Annotated in this window: 19 protein-coding genes; 13 read left to right on the top strand and 6 right to left on the bottom strand. The window is 41.0% G+C overall.

Annotated features, from left to right (window positions below; genetic code table 11):
• Position 1: 1 nt before the first annotated feature.
• Positions 2-1123: a succinylglutamate desuccinylase/aspartoacylase family protein gene (locus AABI99_RS01660; RefSeq protein ID WP_338362903.1), complete on the top strand. Its 1122-nt coding sequence runs from the start codon at positions 2-4 to the stop codon at positions 1121-1123.
• Positions 1124-1332: 209 nt separating this feature from the next.
• On the top strand, positions 1333-2367 hold the full coding sequence (locus tag AABI99_RS01655) for a phospholipase A (protein ID WP_338362902.1): 1035 nt from the start codon (positions 1333-1335) through the stop codon (positions 2365-2367).
• A 62-nt stretch (positions 2368-2429) separates the two neighbouring features.
• Here AABI99_RS01655 and AABI99_RS01650 read toward each other — a convergent pair whose 3' ends face one another.
• Positions 2430-3323, bottom strand: coding sequence for a bifunctional GNAT family N-acetyltransferase/hotdog fold thioesterase (locus AABI99_RS01650; RefSeq protein WP_338362901.1), 894 nt, complete (start codon positions 3321-3323; stop codon positions 2430-2432).
• 166 nt (positions 3324-3489) lie between these two features.
• On the opposite strand from AABI99_RS01650, the gene AABI99_RS01645 reads away from it, so the two are divergent.
• Positions 3490-4203: a fused MFS/spermidine synthase gene (locus tag AABI99_RS01645; protein ID WP_338362899.1), complete on the top strand. Its 714-nt coding sequence runs from the start codon at positions 3490-3492 to the stop codon at positions 4201-4203.
• On the opposite strand, the gene dtd is transcribed toward AABI99_RS01645, so the two are convergent.
• Together dtd and AABI99_RS01635 are read right to left on the bottom strand one after the other, a co-directional pair.
• Positions 4200-4637, bottom strand: coding sequence for a D-aminoacyl-tRNA deacylase (gene dtd, locus AABI99_RS01640; RefSeq protein ID WP_338362897.1), 438 nt, complete (start codon positions 4635-4637; stop codon positions 4200-4202). The genes AABI99_RS01645 and dtd overlap by 4 nt on opposite strands.
• Positions 4638-5540, bottom strand: a complete 903-nt coding sequence (locus tag AABI99_RS01635; RefSeq protein WP_338362896.1) for a virulence factor BrkB family protein — start codon at positions 5538-5540, stop codon at positions 4638-4640.
• Positions 5541-5625: 85 nt separating this feature from the next.
• Here AABI99_RS01635 and AABI99_RS01630 point away from each other — a divergent pair, with 85 nt between their 5' ends.
• The 3 genes from AABI99_RS01630 (at position 5626) to AABI99_RS01620 (ending at position 8292) form a co-directional block, all read left to right on the top strand.
• Positions 5626-6282, top strand: a complete 657-nt coding sequence (locus AABI99_RS01630; protein WP_338362895.1) for a DUF2959 domain-containing protein — start codon at positions 5626-5628, stop codon at positions 6280-6282.
• 129 nt (positions 6283-6411) lie between these two features.
• On the top strand, positions 6412-7503 hold the full coding sequence (locus AABI99_RS01625) for an MBL fold metallo-hydrolase (protein ID WP_338362894.1): 1092 nt from the start codon (positions 6412-6414) through the stop codon (positions 7501-7503).
• 57 nt (positions 7504-7560) lie between these two features.
• The gene (locus AABI99_RS01620) at positions 7561-8292 is read left to right on the top strand and encodes a CBM9 family sugar-binding protein (protein WP_338362893.1); all 732 of its coding nucleotides are present in this window, start codon (positions 7561-7563) and stop codon (positions 8290-8292) included.
• A gap of 578 nt (positions 8293-8870) precedes the next feature.
• Here the strand turns inward: AABI99_RS01620 and typA are convergent.
• A complete protein-coding gene (gene typA, locus AABI99_RS01615) occupies positions 8871-10694 on the bottom strand; it encodes a translational GTPase TypA (protein WP_338362892.1) in 1824 nt (607 codons plus the stop codon).
• A gap of 505 nt (positions 10695-11199) precedes the next feature.
• On the opposite strand from typA, the gene glnA reads away from it, so the two are divergent.
• The 5 genes from glnA (at position 11200) to AABI99_RS01590 (ending at position 16297) form a co-directional block, all read left to right on the top strand.
• Entirely contained in the window at positions 11200-12606 is a 1407-nt protein-coding gene (glnA, locus tag AABI99_RS01610; protein WP_338362891.1) for a glutamate--ammonia ligase, read from the top strand.
• 132 nt (positions 12607-12738) lie between these two features.
• On the top strand, positions 12739-13251 hold the full coding sequence (locus tag AABI99_RS01605) for a DUF4124 domain-containing protein (RefSeq protein WP_338362889.1): 513 nt from the start codon (positions 12739-12741) through the stop codon (positions 13249-13251).
• Positions 13252-13338: 87 nt separating this feature from the next.
• Complete coding sequence (gene glnL / locus AABI99_RS01600) at positions 13339-14409, top strand: nitrogen regulation protein NR(II) (protein WP_338362887.1); 1071 nt, start codon at positions 13339-13341, stop codon at positions 14407-14409.
• A 15-nt stretch (positions 14410-14424) separates the two neighbouring features.
• A complete protein-coding gene (gene ntrC, locus AABI99_RS01595; RefSeq protein ID WP_338362886.1) occupies positions 14425-15810 on the top strand; it encodes a nitrogen regulation protein NR(I) in 1386 nt (461 codons plus the stop codon).
• Positions 15811-15838: 28 nt separating this feature from the next.
• A complete protein-coding gene (locus AABI99_RS01590; RefSeq protein ID WP_338362885.1) occupies positions 15839-16297 on the top strand; it encodes a cyclic nucleotide-binding domain-containing protein in 459 nt (152 codons plus the stop codon).
• Positions 16298-16306: 9 nt separating this feature from the next.
• Here AABI99_RS01590 and AABI99_RS01585 read toward each other — a convergent pair whose 3' ends face one another.
• Together AABI99_RS01585 and AABI99_RS01580 are read right to left on the bottom strand one after the other, a co-directional pair.
• A complete protein-coding gene (locus AABI99_RS01585) occupies positions 16307-16972 on the bottom strand; it encodes a hypothetical protein (RefSeq protein WP_338362883.1) in 666 nt (221 codons plus the stop codon).
• 55 nt (positions 16973-17027) lie between these two features.
• Positions 17028-17315 (bottom strand): hypothetical protein, encoded by a 288-nt coding sequence (locus tag AABI99_RS01580; RefSeq protein ID WP_338362881.1) that lies wholly within the window; start codon positions 17313-17315, stop codon positions 17028-17030.
• Positions 17316-17583: 268 nt separating this feature from the next.
• Between AABI99_RS01580 and AABI99_RS01575 the strand changes: the two genes are divergently transcribed.
• Together AABI99_RS01575 and AABI99_RS01570 are read left to right on the top strand one after the other, a co-directional pair.
• Positions 17584-17967 carry an RNA-binding S4 domain-containing protein gene (locus AABI99_RS01575; RefSeq protein WP_338362962.1) on the top strand — a complete coding sequence of 128 codons (384 nt, stop codon included), beginning with the start codon at positions 17584-17586 and terminating at the stop codon, positions 17965-17967.
• A gap of 106 nt (positions 17968-18073) precedes the next feature.
• A complete protein-coding gene (locus AABI99_RS01570; RefSeq protein ID WP_338362880.1) occupies positions 18074-18502 on the top strand; it encodes a hypothetical protein in 429 nt (142 codons plus the stop codon).
• The last annotated feature ends 62 nt before the right edge of the window (positions 18503-18564 follow it).

Raw genomic sequence — 18564 nt, 5'->3', positions numbered from 1 at the left:
CATGAGCATAACAACACCCATCAGCCAAGATAACATTGTCGTCGGGGAAGTCGCAAACGGCTTACCGCTAACCATTCCTGTATATCGCTTAAAAGGTGATGGCACAGGTCCAAGCGTGTATATTCAAGCCAATATGCACGGTGCTGAAGTGCAAGGTAACGCGGTTATTTTTCAGCTATTAGAGCAATTAAAACAGCTTAATTTAAAAGGCGATATTACCTTAGTCCCTTATGCAAACCCTATTGGCTGTAATCAAAAGTCTGGTGAGTTTACGCTTGGCCGATTCGACCCAATTACAGGCACTAACTGGAACCGCATGTATCACTACAACAGTGATTTAGTCACCCAGTTTGCACACGATCATAGCCAATACGATGATGCAGCTTTAAAAAGTAGCTTTAAACAAGCCCTGATTGATGAAATAGACACTAAACTCAATGGCCCAGCGTATATGCTCAATACGGGTAAGCGCATTGCGCTTAACCTGCAAAAGCTTGCGCACCAAGCCGATATAGTCCTTGATTTACACACAGGGCCTATTTCAAGCAAGCACTTATATTGCCCAAGGTATGCAACTAACAGCGCTCGCTATTTTAATATTGAACACGTACTGCTTATTCCTAGCGACTTTGATGGCGCCATGGATGAAGCCAGCTTTTGCCCATGGTGGCACCTAAGTGATGCACTTGATGCGCAAGGTAGAGACTTCAACGTACAGGTAGAGGCCTTTACAGTTGAGCTTGGTAGCCAAGAAAAAATAGATTTAAAAGAAGCATTTAACGATGCAAACAGCATTTTAAGCTACTTAAATCATAAAAATGTATTGATAGACGCACCACACATGCCTAAGCAGATGACCCGTTATGCGTGTCATTTAGATGACTACTTTGCTTACTACGCGCCTATTGGCGGCATGGTTGAATATGTAGCCCCGCTAGGTGGGCATATCAAAGCAGGCGAGCCAATTGCCCATATTTTGCGTATGGAGCGCTACTTGAGTGAGCAACCATTACAAACATTAACCCTTGATTGCGATGCAATTGCTATTTTGCATTTTGCCTCGGCAAGCGTAAACCAAGGTACTGAGCTTTATAAGTTTTTTACCAACGTATTTGAGTTATAGCGCACTGCGCTATTACTCTCCCTTCTCATTGCGTGAGAGTAAGTTAACTAACTTACACTATAAGCGGCTATATGCCGCTTTTTTTGATCTGTGATAACGGTGTAAACGTAAAGTAATCGAATAAGTGAAAATTCAGTGAAAGTTCACCGTTACATATGTAAAAACACGTTATAATTTATAAATCTACCTTACTCTCAAAGGAATACACAATGCGCTGGCGTTATTGGATTGCACTCACGGCTTTACTAAGCACACCCTCTTTTGCTCAACAAGAAGTTAAAGAAAATGAACAAGATGATGACATTGAACTAGTTAAACAATGTATTTTAAACGAAGTCATTGGTGGTGACGGCAAGCAAACCTTAGATGAGCTGCGAAAAAAGTGTTCAGCACTTGAGGAAAACAAACAACTTACCGCACTTGATAAACGCAAAGCTCGCGAAGAGGTAAGCAAAAAAAATCGTAATGTAATTACGCCACATAAACGCAACTACATTTTACCACTGTCGTATGTATCGCACCCTAACGATCGACCGTTTGATGGCTTTGACGAGCTCACCGATGAGCAAGATGGCGAGCCGCTCGATAATCTTGAAGCTAAATATCAGCTTTCTATTAAAGTGCCGCTGTACGATGATTTTGCAGATGACGACCAAGCCATCTTTTTTGGCTTTACACTGCAGTCATACTGGCAAATATATAATTCAGAGATTTCATCGCCGTTTCGTGAAACTAACTACGAGCCAGAAATTTTTTGGGTAAACTACCTAGACCAAGAAAACGTACTTTGGGGCGATGAAATGGCCATTGCGGTGGGTATTTCGCATCAGTCTAATGGCCGTAGCCAACCGAACTCTCGTTCATGGAACCGTATTTATGCCGATTTTATTTGGGAAAATAACGGCTTTGTATTTAGCTTTAAGCCTTGGTATCGAATTGCTGAAGATGAAAAAGAAAATCCACTTGAGGCCGATGGCGATGACAACCCAGATATTTACAAGTACATGGGATACTTTGAATTTGGTGGCGCCTACCGTTATCACGACCACGAGTTTAGCTTTATGGCTCGCAATAATTTAAATTCAGATAACCGTGGTGCAATCCAACTCGATTGGTCATTCCCGCTTTGGGGGCGATTACGTGGTTATGCTCAGTATTTTAACGGCTACGGTGAAAGCTTAATTGATTACAACGCCGATATACAGCGTGTTGGTGTGGGTATTCTGCTAACCGATTTACTCTAATTAACGATTTAAAAAGCCAAGCGCTTTTACAAGTGCTTGGCTTTTTATTGATATGTTAGCCGTTATTTTTTAACGGCAAACACTCCCTCAAACTCAGCAACCACGTCGTTGCCATCAAATATCGTCACAGGTACTACGTAACTCACCTTGCCTTTTGACTCCAGCTCACTGAGCTTACCTTTACATATTTGCACATCAACACAACCACGTGGTTCGGTATTAAGTGGTTTTAAGTATTTGATACTGGCATCGGCTAATACAATATTACCCTCAAGCCCTTCTTCTTTAAGCGCTAAATAGGTTGCTCCCCATCCAGTAAGCGTTGCTAAACTATAAATAGAGCCTGCAAACATAGTGTTATGTAGATTTAAATTTGCGTCTAAATCAGCACGAGTAGTAAATTGCCAATCTGTATAGCTTTCTACTTTTATTCCCATAGCATCACTAATGGGGATAGATTCGCGCCAAATGTTTTGCAGCACTTGCGTCCAATCTGGGTGGCGAAACCAGCCCGGCTCACTTGGCTTTTGCTTAACCATTTTAAAGTGCTGTACATCGCCATACGCTAAGTGGGCTTTTTCTTTTAGCTCGTAGCCGTGGCGCTTATAAAACTCAAGTGCACGTTCTCGAGCAAATAATACCAGTTCACCTGCGTTTTGAGTCCAGGCTATTTTTTCAAGCTCATGCAATAAGCGGCTACCAATATGCTGATTACGATTGCCTTCAGCAACAGCCATATAGCGTACCTGAGCTTGTTCATGGTTGTTAAAATGCAAACGGGCTACACCAAGCACATCACCGTCGTTATTTTTTATAAAGCGATGCTCTGAGTCTTGTTCCATATCGTCTTGCTCAGATCCACGAGGTTCATTCCAAGGTGCACGTAACACCTCCCAACGTAATTGATAATACGCTTGCCAGTCTTCGCTGCTTTGTGGTGTAGTTACTTGAAACATAGATACTCCTGTTGTTTTTGCCGTAAATAATAAAGGCTACGGCACGAAAGTGATTTAACACGGGCATTATTATGGCAATTACCATACTCCATCTTTTAAACACTGCCAATACGACTTTGGTAAGCAAACGCAACAATACTATTTTACCCATCCCTCCTACTGGTTTATGCTTAGTATCATGAGCGATTTTATAAACCCTTTAACGGGTGTAGTTACTAGCCACTTTATTAGCCATAGCCAAGATATTGGACAACTTGTTTACTGGCATAAATATGCAGGTGATCACATACAGGTTCGCCAAGCAAGGCAGCTTCGCTGGCTACTGATTAACGACACGTTGCAGTCGGTGATAGAGCTCAACAATCCACAGCGCCTATTATTTCCGCATTTAACTTATTTGGCTAAGCAATGGTGCACCTTAGCACCACCAAATCAGGTATTAGAACTTGGTCTTGGCGGTGGTGCTATACGCAATTATTTGCAACACACCTACCCACAAGCTCACATAACATCGGTGGAAAAAAATGCCGATATAATTGCCTGCTATAGGGATTTTTTTGCGCTAAAAAAACACAATAATGTGCAGTGTGATGATGCGCAAAATGTACTTAGCAAAGCACATAACAATGACTGGATTATTCTTGATTTATTTAGCCAAATAGACGCACCGCGGTTTTTATTCGAACGGGCTTTTTATCAAAAAATATACGATGCGCTAAATACAGGCGGTACGCTATTTATTAACTTTTTATCGCAACATGAGTCGCAGTTAGTTCAGTTGCAACAACTACTATTAGCTGTATTTGAGGTAAAAGTAAGCCCGCATAAAGTCGCGGGCTTTGTTAATCATATTATTATTGTGACTAAAGCTGGCAGTTAAACCGATAAGTTAAAGGTAACAGGCCCATCGTTACACAAACTTACTTGCATATCAGCGCCAAACTCTCCTGTTGCCACACGTATTCCCAACGTCTTAGCTTGTGCAACAAAATACTCATAAAGCGCGTTGGCTTGGCTAGGTGTCGCAGCTGATGAAAAACTCGGTCGCATGCCTTTTTTGGTATCAGCCGCTAATGTAAATTGTGACACCACGAGTAACTCACCACCTATATCTTTTAGGCTTAAGTTCATTTTATCGTTTTCATCGGTAAAAATTCGGTAATTACTTACCTTATGCAAAAGTTTGTCGGCCGCTTGCTCATCATCTGGTTTTTCGACACCGAGTAATAATAAAATACCTTGCTCTATTTGGCCTATAACTTGATTATTAACTTCTACTTTTGCGTGTTTTACACGTTGTATTAAGCCTTGCATTTAATTGGTTTCCTTTACTTTTGGCTCATCGTCTATGTCAATTTCGGGGGTTTGCGGTACGTGATTAGGGCTTATACAGGCTGTAAATTCAGCACCTAATAACACCACCACCCACGACAAGTATACCCATACAAATAAAATAGGGATGGTGGCAACAGCGCCATAAATTACTTCGTATGACGGAAAGTGGCTAATATACAGCGCAAAGCCTTTCTTAGTCAGCTCAAATAGCACTGCAGCAAAAAGTGCACCCGGTAATGCCGCTCTAATCGACACTGGTGTATTAGGTACCAAAGTGTACAGCATTAAAAAGCCGATCATCGAAAAGCCATAAGGTACTAATTTTAATAAAAAACCACTAAACCCAGGAATGCCCTGATCGGCGAACGATACCAGCGATACGATATACGAAGTAACACCAATACTTGCACCCAGTAGTACCGGCCCTAAACTCAATACCATCCAATAGACCGCAAATGAGATCATCATCGGGCGTTTTTTTTTGATACGCCAAATGCGATTAAGTGTGGCATCAACATTACGTATCAGCAGCAGTGCTATTGCCGCCAAAAAGCCAATCCCTACTGCTGTCATTTGATTTGCATTGCCAGCAAAGGAGCTAATATGCTCTTTAATAACATCAGATGACGTAGGTACAAAGTTGGTAAACAAAAAGCTTTCTATGGCTACACGGGTCGAATCAAACCCCGGAAAGGCCGAAAAGATTGCCACACCCACCGCTATTAAAGGTACTAACGAAAGCAAAGTAACATAGGCAAGGTAACCCGCATTTACGGTAATTTGATCGTCAATACAGCGGTTAACGTACTGCATCCACCAGCCTGGCTGTTGCCTTAGAAAGTAGATAGCTTGCTGTTTATAAAGGGAGAGCTTATCATTCATACAATTGACTTGTGCTAATCGAATTTTGATTATGATAACAATCAGCACCATAATTTACAGCACTTACTGGTAAATAGGGATCCAAATGAAAAAACAAACTTTACTAAGCGCCTCGGTTTTGGCCATTACGCTTACCTTATCGGGCTGTCAGTCAGCTTATTATTCTGCAATGGAAAAAGTAGGTGTACATAAGCGCGATATTCTTATTGACCGCGTAGAAGAAACCAAAGATTCACAACAAGAGTCGCAAGAAGAATTTCAATCAGCGCTTGAGCGCCTAACAACCTTGATTAATTTTGATGGCGGCGAGTTACAAGATGCCTACAGCCAGCTTAACGACGATTACGAGTCGAGTTTAGCGGCAGCTAATGAAGTCTCGAGCAATATAAATAAAGTTGAAGACGTAGCAGAAGCTCTTTTTGATGAGTGGAGCGATGAGCTTGAGCAATACAAAAGCGCCTCATTAAAGCGTGAAAGCAGTAAAAAATTAACTGCCACACAACGCCAATTTAGTCAGTTACTGCGCTCTATGCGCAGCGCCGAGAGCAAGATGGAGCCTGTATTATCATCACTACAAGATAACGTACTGTACTTAAAGCATAACTTAAACGCACAAGCAGTTGCCGCTATTAAAGGTGAGTTCACTAACCTTAAACGCGACATTCAAGTACTGATGAATGACATGAATAAATCAATTGCCGATTCAAATAAGTTTATTGAGCAAATGAATAGCACTGGTTAATTAATCTAAAGCCGTTTACTAAGCCTGCTAAATTGCAGGCTTTTTGTTGTAACGTTTTGTTACCTTTGAACTACTCGTTAGCCTACGGAGGTTGCTATACTCTTAGAAAAATAATAATAGATCACAATAATGAAACTAAACCCTATTGCTCTTATATTCCTATGTGGATTACTCAGCGCTTGCCAAACAGCTAACAACATTGAGGTGATTGCAGGGGAAAATACCATTACCCCGCTACATCAAGATGGCGATCGCAAAGGGCGCTTTCATAACCTTTACCCTGGAAAAAAAACCTACCCAACCACCTGCGAAACCGACTGCTACCCGCCTAGCCCTAAATTACAGTGCGAAAAAGACAGCGAAAGCTGCCAATTTATTGCTGAGCAAAACCCCATTAATTTAAATACGGGCTTTACTGTACGCTGGCTGGGGCACGCTGGGTTTATGGTTCGCACACCGAGTGGGCAACATGTGGTGTTTGACCCTGTTAAAGATCAATTTGACTCTCCTGTTGATTTAGCCTTTAGGTTAGCCTCAGGGTTTTACAGACAACCCGGCGATTGGCTAACACAAAACGAGCTTAAAAATTTAGATGCCGTAATATACTCGCATATTCATTACGATCACTTTAATAAAGCCGACATTGCAAAGCTTGGTAATAAACCTCGCTATTTAGCACCCCTTGGTATGGCCGACAACTTCCCTACTGGCGGATTCAACATTAGCGAAATGGCTTGGTACGCAAAAACACAATTTGATGATTTAACAGTTCATGCCTTACCAGCGCATCACTTTAGTAGCCGCGTATTGGTGCCGTTTATTTATGAAGATAACGATAAAGACCTATGGAATGGCTGGCTACTTGAGCAAAACGGCAATACCTTATTTTTTGCAGGCGACACCGGTTATTCAAAGCACTTTAGCGACATTCAACAACAATATGGCGATATAGACATATGTTTATTACCCATAGCGTCGTATTACAGTGAAGAGAACCCTAAATGGTATCGTTATGTGCACACCACACCAGAGGATGCACTGAACGCGTCGCAAGATCTTAATTGCAAAGTAATGATCCCTTGGGGTTATGGTAATTCAAGTTGGAAAATGGGCGACCATTCTAGCCATTCCGCCTTACTGCGCTTATTGCATATGGCTGATGAAATGAACACGCAAACGCCACTTTATATTCTCAACGAAGGCGAAAGTATTTCACTGTAACTCATTGCTTAACTGCTTTAGGATGATTGTTATATCAATAAAAGTTTTGAGAAACGCATGAAAAAACATGTTTTAGCATTGAGCTGTTTATTAAGCGCCCCAGTAATGGCCATTGATGTAGAGCACACATCGGCCCCTATTACCATTGATGGCGTATCTGAAAGCGCATGGGATAAAGTAACGTGGCATGACATGCCTCACTTAATGGATGGCACATTGCCGTCATCAGATGCCGACTTTAAAGGCCGCTACCGCCTGCTATGGGATAAAAACTACCTATATTTACAAGCGGATATAACTGACGATGTACTGATAGATACACACCCAGATCCCACCGTAAAATATTGGGATGACGACGCGCTGGAAGTTTTTATCGACAGCGACGCCTCTGGCGGTATTCACCAGTTTAACCATACCGCGTTGGCATATCACATTGGCCTTGATAACCAAGCCGCCGATTACGGTCCTGATAAAAAAGCCCATTTATACACCGACCACCTAATCAGTAACTGGAAGCGTAATACCCAAGCGCCATATAATATCACCTGGGAGGTTGCCATAAAGCTCTACCCTAACGATTATAAAGAAGGCGCGGTAAACATACCTATTACACTTAGCGAAAAAAAAGTGATTGGTTTTATGCTCGCGTATTGTGATAACGATGGCAGCGAAACACGCGAGCACTTTATGGGCTCTCACGAAGTAAAACCAGTTAATGGCGACAGAAACCGTGGGTTTATAGATGCAGACGTATTTGGCAAAATCACCCTGCTGCCTAAAAGTAATTAACCATTAATACCATAATTGAAAAGGTTGGGTCGAGCACAGCGAAATCCAATAAAAAATATCCTAGCAACAATTACAGGTACTTTGGTTATCGATTGTTTTAGCACTGACTCTTTTACTGCTCACTCCCTTCTCTTTGTGAAAATATTTTTAAGTGAATTATTCACAAAGAGGAGAAGAGGCGCTGCGCTTTTAGAGGTAAATACATTGTGCCAGTTTCACTATAGAACGGACAATAAACACTGACGTATTTGAAAAAAGCACTCTACCGACAAAAAATAACCACTAATAAATAGTTGAGACGTAGGTTGGGTTGAGCGCAGCGAAACCCAACGAAAAACACTCTACCAAGAATTACAGGTACTTTGGTTATCGATTGTTTTAGCACTAACTCTTTTACTGCTCGCTCCCTTCTCTTTGTGCAAATATTTCTTAAGTGAGTTGTTCATAAAGAGGAGAGGCGCTGCGCTTTTAGAGCGCTATACTAACAACTAAAAACTGCAAGCTTCTCTACTTTAAAAACAAAAAAGCCGCTGTATTTTGCAATACAGCGGCTTTTATTATGCTTATTCTAAAAACTATTAAGCTTTAGCAGCACGACCCGCACGCTTACGCTCACTTTCAGTTAAGTGACGTTTACGAATACGAATGTTCTCAGGTGTTACTTCTACTAACTCGTCATCATCGATGAACTCAAGCGCTTGCTCAAGTGTGTAGTTCAATGGTGGCGTAAGTGTTTGTGCTTCATCTGTACCAGATGCACGAACGTTAGTAAGCTGCTTACCTTTAAGTGCGTTAACTGTAAGGTCGTTATCACGGCTATGAATACCGATAACCATACCTTCGTAAACTTCAACACCGTGACCGATGAATAATTTACCACGCTCTTGTAAGTTGAATAATGCGTTAGTAAGTGCTTTACCTGTTGCATTTGCAATCATTACACCGTTCTTACGTGCACCAATAGTACCGCCTTTATGAGGGCCGTAATGATCGAATGTGTGGTACATAAGGCCAGAACCAGAAGTAAGCGTCATGAAATCAGTTTGGAAACCGATTAAACCACGGCTTGGGATCATAAAGTCCATACGCATACGGCCTTTACCATCTGGAGACATATCAGTAAGCTCACCCTTACGAAGACCAATTTGCTCCATAATAGAACCTTGGTGATCTTCTTCACAGTCAATTGTTACTGTTTCGTACGGTTCTTCTAATACACCGTCTACTTCACGCAAAATTACTTCTGGACGTGATACAGCTAGCTCGTAACCTTCACGACGCATGTTTTCGATTAAGATACCAAGGTGTAATTCACCACGGCCCGATACGCGGAAGCTATCTGGGTTATCTGTCTCTTCTACACGAAGTGCAACGTTATGTACAAGCTCGTTTTGTAAACGCTCAAGGATGTTACGCGACGTTACAAACTTACCTTCTTTACCTGCAAATGGTGATGTGTTTACAGAGAAAGTCATTGTTACAGTAGGCTCATCAACACTTAGTGGAGGTAGTGCTTCAACATTGTTAGGCGCACATACTGTGTCTGATATTTTCAGCTCACCAATACCTGTTACAGTTACGATATTACCTGCGTAACCACGGTCTGTTTCGATACGCTCAAGACCTAAATAACTTTGTACTGAACCGATTTTACCGTTACGCGTAGAACCATCAGCGCTGATAATAGTCACTTGTTGGTTAGGAGCAACAGAACCACGCTTAATACGACCAACACCGATTACACCTTTATAAGAGTTGTAATCAAGCTGAGAGATTTGCATTTGGAAGTCACCCTCAGGATCAGCTTCTGGTGGTGATACTTCGTCAACGATCATTTGGAACATAGGTTCCATGTTGTCAGACGGCTCATCTAAATCTAATGTAGCCCAACCATTGATTGCTGAAGCGTAGATTACTTTAAAGTCTAACTGTTCGTCAGTTGCGCCAAGGTTATCGAATAAATCAAAGATTTGATCCATAACCCAATCAGGACGTGCACCTGGCTTATCAATCTTATTGATAACTACAATTGGCTTTAAGCCTTGCGCAAATGCTTTTTGCGTTACGAAACGCGTTTGTGGCATTGGACCTTCTTGAGCATCAACAAGTAACAATACTGAGTCAGCCATCGAAAGTACGCGTTCAACTTCACCACCAAAATCGGCGTGTCCCGGGGTATCTACGATATTGATATGGTAATCTTTCCAAGAAATGGCTGTATTTTTAGCCAAAATGGTAATACCACGCTCTTTCTCAATGTCGTTTGAGTCCATCACGCGCTCTTCGTTACCGCCGCGTGTTTCTAATGTACCTGATTGCTCAAGTAGTTTGTCAACCAACGTTGTTTTACCGTGGTCAACGTGCGCGATAATCGCTATATTTCTTAACTGTTCGATGCTCATATTTTTACTCAGAGAAGTTTATTCTCATTGATCCTGCAAGATCTACGCACTCATCTGCGTTTTCACCAGATGTCCCAGCATAGGATTTAAAAGGGCGCATATTATCCCTCATTAATGACATGGATGAAAGTTTATCCAATACAATTTTAAAAACTTTCTTAATACTTTTACTAAGTATCTGTTTTTTATATGACAATTATATGAAATAAATTTTGTAAAATTCTTTAAAACAGTAATTTTTAGCCAATTTGATGAATGCTTTGGCACTATTTACTATATAAGTTAAGCTGAATCAGACGATTAAAATACGAGCAGAACAGGTGTGAAAATTATGCACCATTATGGATATTTTACGCACCAACAAGGTGCAAAGGCTGTGTCCATTTCTGTGCGAATATATTTTTTACATTAATAAACATAAACTTAGAATAATGGCATAAAATCGGCTTACTAGTAGCCAAAGCATTTAATGCAGCAATAATAAAACCCAACAGTTGGAGGACACATGTCACAATCGGTTTTAGATTTTATCAAAGAAAATGACGTTAAGTTCATTGATTTACGCTTCACAGATACCAAGGGTAAAGAGCAACATGTTTCTATTCCTCATCACCAAGTAGATGAAGATTTTTTTGAAGACGGCAAAATGTTTGACGGTTCTTCAATTGCAGGTTGGAAAGGCATTAACGAATCAGACATGGTACTTATGCCAGTAGCTGATTCTGTAAAATTAGACCCATTCACAGAAGAAGCGACACTGATTGTGCGTTGTGACGTTGTAGAGCCATCTACACTACAAGGTTACGAGCGTGACCCTCGTTCAGTTGCAAAGCGCGCTGAAGAGTACATGAGATCGACTGGTATTGCAGATACCGTTTTATTTGGCCCTGAGCCAGAGTTTTTCTTATTTGATGACGTTAAATACAAATCAGATATGTCAGGTTCTATGTACAAAATTGATGCTGTTGAAGCAGCATGGAACTCAGATAAAGACTACGAAGGTGGCAACACGGGTCATCGTCCTGGTGTTAAAGGCGGCTACTTTCCCTGTTCACCTGTTGACTCTTCACAAGATTGGCGCTCAGCGACGTGTCTAGTACTTGAAGAACTAGGCCAAGTAGTAGAAGCACATCACCACGAAGTTGCTACAGCGGGTCAAAACGAAATCGCAACTCGCTTCAATACAATGGTATTAAAAGCGGATGAAATCCAAGAGATGAAATATGTTATCCATAACATGGCTCACCTTTATGGAAAAACAGCTACCTTCATGCCTAAGCCTGTTGTAGGCGATAATGGTTCAGGTATGCACTGTCACCAATCGTTAGCAAAAGACGGCGTTAACCTTTTTGCAGGCGACAAGTACGGCGGTCTTTCTGAAGATGCTCTTTACTACATTGGCGGTATTATTAAGCACGCAAAAGCAATCAACGCATTTGCAAATGCTTCAACTAACTCATACAAACGTTTAGTACCAGGCTTTGAGGCGCCGGTAATGCTTGCATACTCTGCACGTAACCGCTCTGCATCAATCCGTATTCCAGTTGTACCATCTGAAAAAGCACGTCGTATCGAAGTACGCTTCCCAGATCCAACTGCTAACCCATACCTTGCTTTCTCTGCAATGCTTATGGCTGGCCTTGATGGTATTAAAAACAAGATCCACCCTGGCGATGCTATGGATAAGGATTTATACGACTTACCAGCAGAAGAAGCGGCAGAAATTCCACAAGTTGCCTCTTCACTAGACGAAGCGCTAGAAGCACTAAGTGCTGACCGTGAATTCTTAACGCAAGGTGGCGTGTTCACTGATGATTTAATCGATGCTTACATTGCACTTAAATCTCAAGAAGTTGAAAAGCTTAACATGACAACTCACCCAGTTGAGTTTGAAATGTACTACAGCGTTTAATACGCTGTAGAGTAAATTATCGATAAGATAATAAATGTGTGTTCTCAAGCCCGCTTAGCGGGCTTTTTTTTATGGTAAATTTAGGTTATCTCCACTAAAGTTATGTAATTACAAAATATGCAGGGTAGCAATGTGATTTACAGGATATTATTACTATTTTTTGCTTTAGGATTAAGCATTTATAGTTATGCAGGCGAAAAGAAAATTTATGCTTGGAAAGACAGAAATGGTGTTTTAGTGTTCTCTGATACACCACGAAACGGTGCGCACGAAATAAACTTGAGCAATCAGAGTATTTCCCTTTCAGATGCCAATAAGCACACCCCGAACTCTGCACAACCTACGCAACTTAATCGCTTTCAGATAATGATATCGTCACCTATTCACAACCAAACAATTCAAGAGAACACCGGCTCAGTCTATGTAACAAGCCGAATAACGCCGCGCTTTGAGGCAGGCTTTACGATACAGCTATTTTTAAATGGCGCACCTTATGGCACCACCAGCGATTTATCTACATTTGCTATTAGGGATGTAGAAAGCGGCGTGCATACTCTGTACCTCAAACTTTATAATAAACAAAATCAAGCCATTGCTATCAGTAAACCTAGTACTTTTGTGATGCAAAGAAAAACCGTGAACTAAATACATATATGTAGTAATAAAGAATAGCGCAGCAGTATTAACTGATAAACCTGCCTGCAAATATTAACGCACTAAAGTGGTGCAAAGATGTCAAACGAACAAAATTTTAGCCCCGAATTACTAAGCGCCATATGGCAAAATCAAGCAACATCTGTGATGTTACTTGATAAAAGTTTTACCCTTGTTTATGCCAATACCAGCACCAGTGAGCTGTTAGGTTTAGGCAAAAAACGTATCATCGGACAACCTTTTAATAATTTATTTAATTATCACTCTGTCGATTTAGAACGCATAGCGCAGTACTCACTAATTGATGGTATAGATTGCAGCCAGCACAGAGCTGACGTGGTTTTCATCGATTCTCGCCATGCCAAAATAGCGGTTACTTCACGCCAAGTTAAGTTTAAAAACGAACGATATATTTTATTAGAATGTCGTAAAACGGATGAAGAAATAAAGCACGACAAAGCATCAAACCAAATGCATCAATACCAAGCTGCGCGTAACTTAATTAGAGGTCTTGCACACGAAATTAAAAATCCTTTAGGGGGAATACGCGGAGCGGCGCAGTTATTGCAATATGAGGTTGATCAACAAGAAAGGGATGAATGCGCAGAGCTCATAATCGAGCAAGCGGACCGGTTACGCGAATTAGTTGATAGGCTGCTTGGGCCAAATCAGCTTCCGCAAAAATCATATGGCAATATTCACCAAACACTTGAGTCAGTAGTTAAATTAAGCACTTTAGATAATTGTAAAAATATTCGCTTAGTAAAAGATTACGACCCAAGTATTCCTGATGTGTTTATTGACCAAGGCAAAGTTCAGCAAGTGGTACTTAATATTGTACGCAATGCTCAGCAGGCGTTGGTTGAAGGCGGTGAAATAAAAATTAAAACCCGAATAAACCATCAGTATAGACGCCCCGGAAAAGCCCCTAAAAAAGCCTTGTTGATTCAGGTTTCTGATAATGGACCAGGCATAGACCCAAGCGTTCGCGAAACATTGTTTTACCCGATGATCACTAACAAAGAAGGTGGCTCAGGCTTAGGACTTTCGATTGCACAAACGCTCATAGATCAGCACGATGGTTACATAGACTGCGATAGCTGGCCTGGCCATACTGAATTTAATATCTATCTGCCTTTTGCAGATTAATGTTTTGGAGTTGCCATGAAAACAGTTTGGCTTGTAGATGATGACGCATCAATTCGTTTTGTATTAGAAAAAGCACTCACACGCGCAGGGTTCGAAGCCGAAAGCTTTGCAAATGCACAAGATGTATTAAGCGCACTAAAATTTAGCCAGCCAACGGTATTGGTCTCTGATGTGAGAATGCCTGGCATGGACGGGATGGCGTTACTTGAGCTCATAGCAGAGCAAAACCCTGGACTGCCAGTGATCATAATGACAGCCCATTCAGACTTAGACTCTGCAGTTAACGCATTTCAAAAAGGCGCGTTTGAGTATTTAGCCAAACCATTTGACTTAAATGAAGCCGTTGCATTAATAGAAAGTGCCTGTAGAGCTAATTCCACTAAAAAAACTAAGCGTAAGCAAACCCCACCAAAAAGCGCCCACATTATTGGTGAAGCCCCTGCTATGCAGGAGGTTTTTAGAGCCATAGGGAAACTATCAGCCTCTAGTATGAGCGTACTCATTAATGGTGAGTCGGGTACCGGTAAAGAGCTTGTAGCCAGCGCTTTACATAATCACAGCCCACGTAAAGAAAACCAGTTTATTGCGTTAAACATGGCCGCCATTCCAAAAGAGTTAGTGGAGTCTGAGCTATTCGGTCACGAAAAAGGAGCATTTACCGGCGCTGATAGCGTACGTAAAGGCCGTTTTGAGCAAGCTAATGGCGGCACGCTGTTTTTAGATGAAATTGGTGATATGCCATTAGATGTACAAACACGTTTGTTACGCGTACTTGCCGATGGTGAATTTTACCGCGTAGGTGGGCATCAAAGTATCAAGGTTGATGTACGGATTATTGCTGCAACCCACCAAAATTTAGAGGATTTAGTAAAACAGGGCAAATTTAGGGATGATTTATTTCATCGCTTAAACGTTGTGCGTCTTCGTTTACCGGCTCTACGCGAACGTACCGAAGACATTGAACGCTTAGCGCAGCACTTTTTGCATAAAAGTGCAAAAGACCTACAGGTAGAAAGTAAAGTGCTCAGCCCTAAGGCCACCGAACAGCTTAGGTTATTTAACTGGCCAGGTAATGTGCGTCAGCTTGAAAACACTTGCCGCTGGTTAACCGTTATGGCGCCCGGAGAGTTGGTTAGCGAACAAGATCTCCCACCTGAGATCATTGATGCGGCGCCTGTTCAGCAAGAAGGTGACTGGCTCGATGCGTTTCAGCAATGGCTTAATCAAGAGCTCAAGCAGGGAAAAGAAAATATTTGGCCCGATATACAAGCCCAGCTTGAAACACGCTTAATAAAAACAGCATTGGCTAATTGTTCTGGCCATAAACAAGATGCAGCAATAAAAATTGGCTGGGGGCGCAACACGTTGACCCGCAAACTAAAAGAGCGCAATATTAGCTAGTGTTAAATTACTACTTGTTGGCTTTAGGATGAAATTAATAGAACACATTCCATTATTTAAACAATTGGAAATAGTGAATAGACTGCATTTTTTTAAAGATTTCACCCTAGCTGAACGCCAAGTATTGTTAGAATCGTTTGGGTTGCTTTATTTAGTAAACCAGCATCAATTTTTATTTAAACAATACGATAACGACAAGCGCCTTTATATTGTATTAAGCGGTGCGCTACTTGTTTTTAAGCATAATCACTTACTTGAGCTTGGCACCATAGAACCCGGTGAGTTTATTGGCGAAGGCGCATTTATTAATAACCGCGAGCGTAGTACCAGCGCTCGTGCTAGAACCGATACCATCGTGCTTGCTATTACACCAGAAGCACTGACTCGCTTACCTAACGTAATACGCGAAAAAATTAAGGATAAAATCATAGAAGGTATGAGCCTGCGCATTGCCAAGCTTAGTGAGCACATAGAAACACACGGTTAGCTCTATCACTCAGTCCATATAAACGACTTGCAATGAGCAATCAAGCCAACCGGGATTATTTACGTGTGCCGTAAATGTGTAAGTATCGGATGGTTTAGCCCCAAAGGGTGTATTTACCAATGGCTGTGAGTGGCTGTATGTTTGCGAATAGGATTTATAATAAATAACAACATAACCATATAAATACTCCCACTTCAGTCTTACCACTGCACCACTGGGTAGCCTAAAATCAACATGCTCATTTACAAATTTGACCACTAAATCATTGTATTTATCGTCGCTGCATTGGGTAGTTCTTAGCTGCTTAGGCATATCAAATTGGCTATTGCTATCTGCATTTTTTAAATAAAAGCCTATATTGCCATCACCATAAAAATGATTTGATCGCGTTGTATAGTTAACCTGTGGCTCGTAACCTAGCCCCTGCATAATAGTAGCTAGTTGCTCTGTCTCTTTTTGGTAGATTTTATCGCTCGATAAAAGCAATGTGGCTTCACCAAAATCCGATGGGATCGCAAGCTCAACATATTCATAAGGAAGCGGTTGTGCACTTAGTGCGGCATCTAACTGTTTGCGCTGCTCCTCTTGCAAGTTTTCGCTAAAAACATAAACCGTTGGTTGTTGGCACGCAGTTAATAAAAGTGCCCACATACAGATTAAAATGCCATTTTTCATAGTTACTCCTAATGATTACAAATGTAGTCTAGTAGAAGTAACCATTGATAGCAATTTAACGTGTTTGGCTATCTAGCCATGCATCAACGCTTTGTCGCGTATATAAAACTTCATTAAATAAACGATGGCGCTCAAACTCCAACTTTGATTTTTTAAGTGGTTCGCCACTAATTAGTCGACTGTGCGTATCGTTAAACTTAGAAATAACCGAAAAGCCGCGTTCATCTTGCTCTTTTTGTGTTTTTACCGAGTTAGCTAAGTGAGCTCTTACATCATCTGCTGTCAGCATATCTGAATTATCTAAGCCCATTAGCTCTTTTTTCATTGCTAATCTTATGCCCATTTACTGCTCCAATTATATGCAGGCCTAAACAATTAAAGCGGTGAAATAACTACCATGTTTTAGGTACGAGTTTTTAGTTGCCAAAGCAATAGCAAATAGCAGACCAAATTTTTGCTAAATCATACCCACTAAATACTGCAGTTTTTTTAAAGCTAGCGATGCGTTGCGTAACTGGCGCGTGTTTATCTGCTAAGGAACTGCTTGCTAGGTGCAAAAATCATGGCAAGCCTTTATACTTAATGCCTATACGCCACCTACAGAGAAAAACATGTCAGAAGAATATATAGAAATTGAACTTGAAGAAGAGCCTATAGAGCTTTGTAAATTACTAAAAGTACTCGATTTAGTAGAAGGTGGCGGCCAAGCTAAAAACCTTATCGCTGGAGGTTATGTTGGCGTTAACCATGAAATATGTACAATAAAACGGAAAAAATTATACAGTGGCGATGTACTTGAATTTGATGGCGAAATGTTTCAGCTTACTTTAAGTGAAGATGCAATCCCTGTTGAACGCCCAGCGGTAACAACCCAACCACAACCAGAAAAAGCACCTAATAAATCAACTCAAAAGCCTGCAAAAAATAAAAGAAAACGCACTAAAAAACCAAAGGTTGATGAAAATACTGGACGCCGCCCTATCTCATTTGGCTAGCTATTAGCGCTTTTAGCATTTTTGTTATATGAATAGGCTTGCTTGAACAGTGAGCCTTTATGCTCTTTAATTACCTCATAAAATACAATAAAAACAAGGTAATAATATGACAACCTCAGCCACACCCAATTGGTTTAAACCGGCTCTGTGGGCCGCGCTTATCTGGAATTTATTAGGTGTATTTGCATTTATAATGCACCTTATGATGACCCCCGAAATGATAAGTAAACTTCCGCTAGATCAACAAGCTGCCTACTCAAACGTACCTTTGTGGTCGACCATGGCATTTGCAGTAGCGGTGCTTGGTGGCACCTTGGGTTGCATATTGTTACTTGCTAAAAATACGCTTGCAATTCCTACACTAGCCCTTTCGTTGCTCGCGATTTTTATTCAGCAGTTTTATAATTTCATTGTTATAAATAGCATTAAATTACTGGGGGTAAGCGCTGTGTTTATGCCTATTTTAGTGATTGTTGTTGCGTTTTTACTTTTATATTTAAGTATAAAAAGCAAACAACATGGTTGGTTAAGCTAACCCTACCCTTTTTTACCCCCTTCATTTTGCTACTTAAAAAGACAACTTTAGGTAGCACTTCT

Source organism: uncultured Pseudoalteromonas sp. (assembly GCF_963922945.1).
Lineage (GTDB): Bacteria > Pseudomonadota > Gammaproteobacteria > Enterobacterales > Alteromonadaceae > Pseudoalteromonas.
This window is presented reverse-complemented; position numbering and strand designations above follow the sequence as displayed.

Coding starts and splice junctions, on each gene's coding strand:
- AABI99_RS01650 (WP_338362901.1), bottom strand. CDS start 3,323: ATGTTTCAAGTAACTACACCACAAAGCAGCGAAGACTGGCAAGCGTAT.
- AABI99_RS01625 (WP_338362894.1), top strand. CDS start 6,412: ATGAAACTAAACCCTATTGCTCTTATATTCCTATGTGGATTACTCAGC.
- AABI99_RS01620 (WP_338362893.1), top strand. CDS start 7,561: ATGAAAAAACATGTTTTAGCATTGAGCTGTTTATTAAGCGCCCCAGTA.
- glnA (WP_338362891.1), top strand. CDS start 11,200: ATGTCACAATCGGTTTTAGATTTTATCAAAGAAAATGACGTTAAGTTC.
- AABI99_RS01630 (WP_338362895.1), top strand. CDS start 5,626: ATGAAAAAACAAACTTTACTAAGCGCCTCGGTTTTGGCCATTACGCTT.
- glnL (WP_338362887.1), top strand. CDS start 13,339: ATGTCAAACGAACAAAATTTTAGCCCCGAATTACTAAGCGCCATATGG.
- ntrC (WP_338362886.1), top strand. CDS start 14,425: ATGAAAACAGTTTGGCTTGTAGATGATGACGCATCAATTCGTTTTGTA.
- AABI99_RS01575 (WP_338362962.1), top strand. CDS start 17,584: ATGTCAGAAGAATATATAGAAATTGAACTTGAAGAAGAGCCTATAGAG.
- AABI99_RS01660 (WP_338362903.1), top strand. CDS start 2: ATGAGCATAACAACACCCATCAGCCAAGATAACATTGTCGTCGGGGAA.
- AABI99_RS01580 (WP_338362881.1), bottom strand. CDS start 17,315: ATGGGCATAAGATTAGCAATGAAAAAAGAGCTAATGGGCTTAGATAAT.
- AABI99_RS01655 (WP_338362902.1), top strand. CDS start 1,333: ATGCGCTGGCGTTATTGGATTGCACTCACGGCTTTACTAAGCACACCC.
- AABI99_RS01590 (WP_338362885.1), top strand. CDS start 15,839: ATGAAATTAATAGAACACATTCCATTATTTAAACAATTGGAAATAGTG.
- AABI99_RS01570 (WP_338362880.1), top strand. CDS start 18,074: ATGACAACCTCAGCCACACCCAATTGGTTTAAACCGGCTCTGTGGGCC.
- AABI99_RS01645 (WP_338362899.1), top strand. CDS start 3,490: ATGCTTAGTATCATGAGCGATTTTATAAACCCTTTAACGGGTGTAGTT.
- AABI99_RS01635 (WP_338362896.1), bottom strand. CDS start 5,540: ATGAATGATAAGCTCTCCCTTTATAAACAGCAAGCTATCTACTTTCTA.
- dtd (WP_338362897.1), bottom strand. CDS start 4,637: ATGCAAGGCTTAATACAACGTGTAAAACACGCAAAAGTAGAAGTTAAT.
- AABI99_RS01585 (WP_338362883.1), bottom strand. CDS start 16,972: ATGAAAAATGGCATTTTAATCTGTATGTGGGCACTTTTATTAACTGCG.
- typA (WP_338362892.1), bottom strand. CDS start 10,694: ATGAGCATCGAACAGTTAAGAAATATAGCGATTATCGCGCACGTTGAC.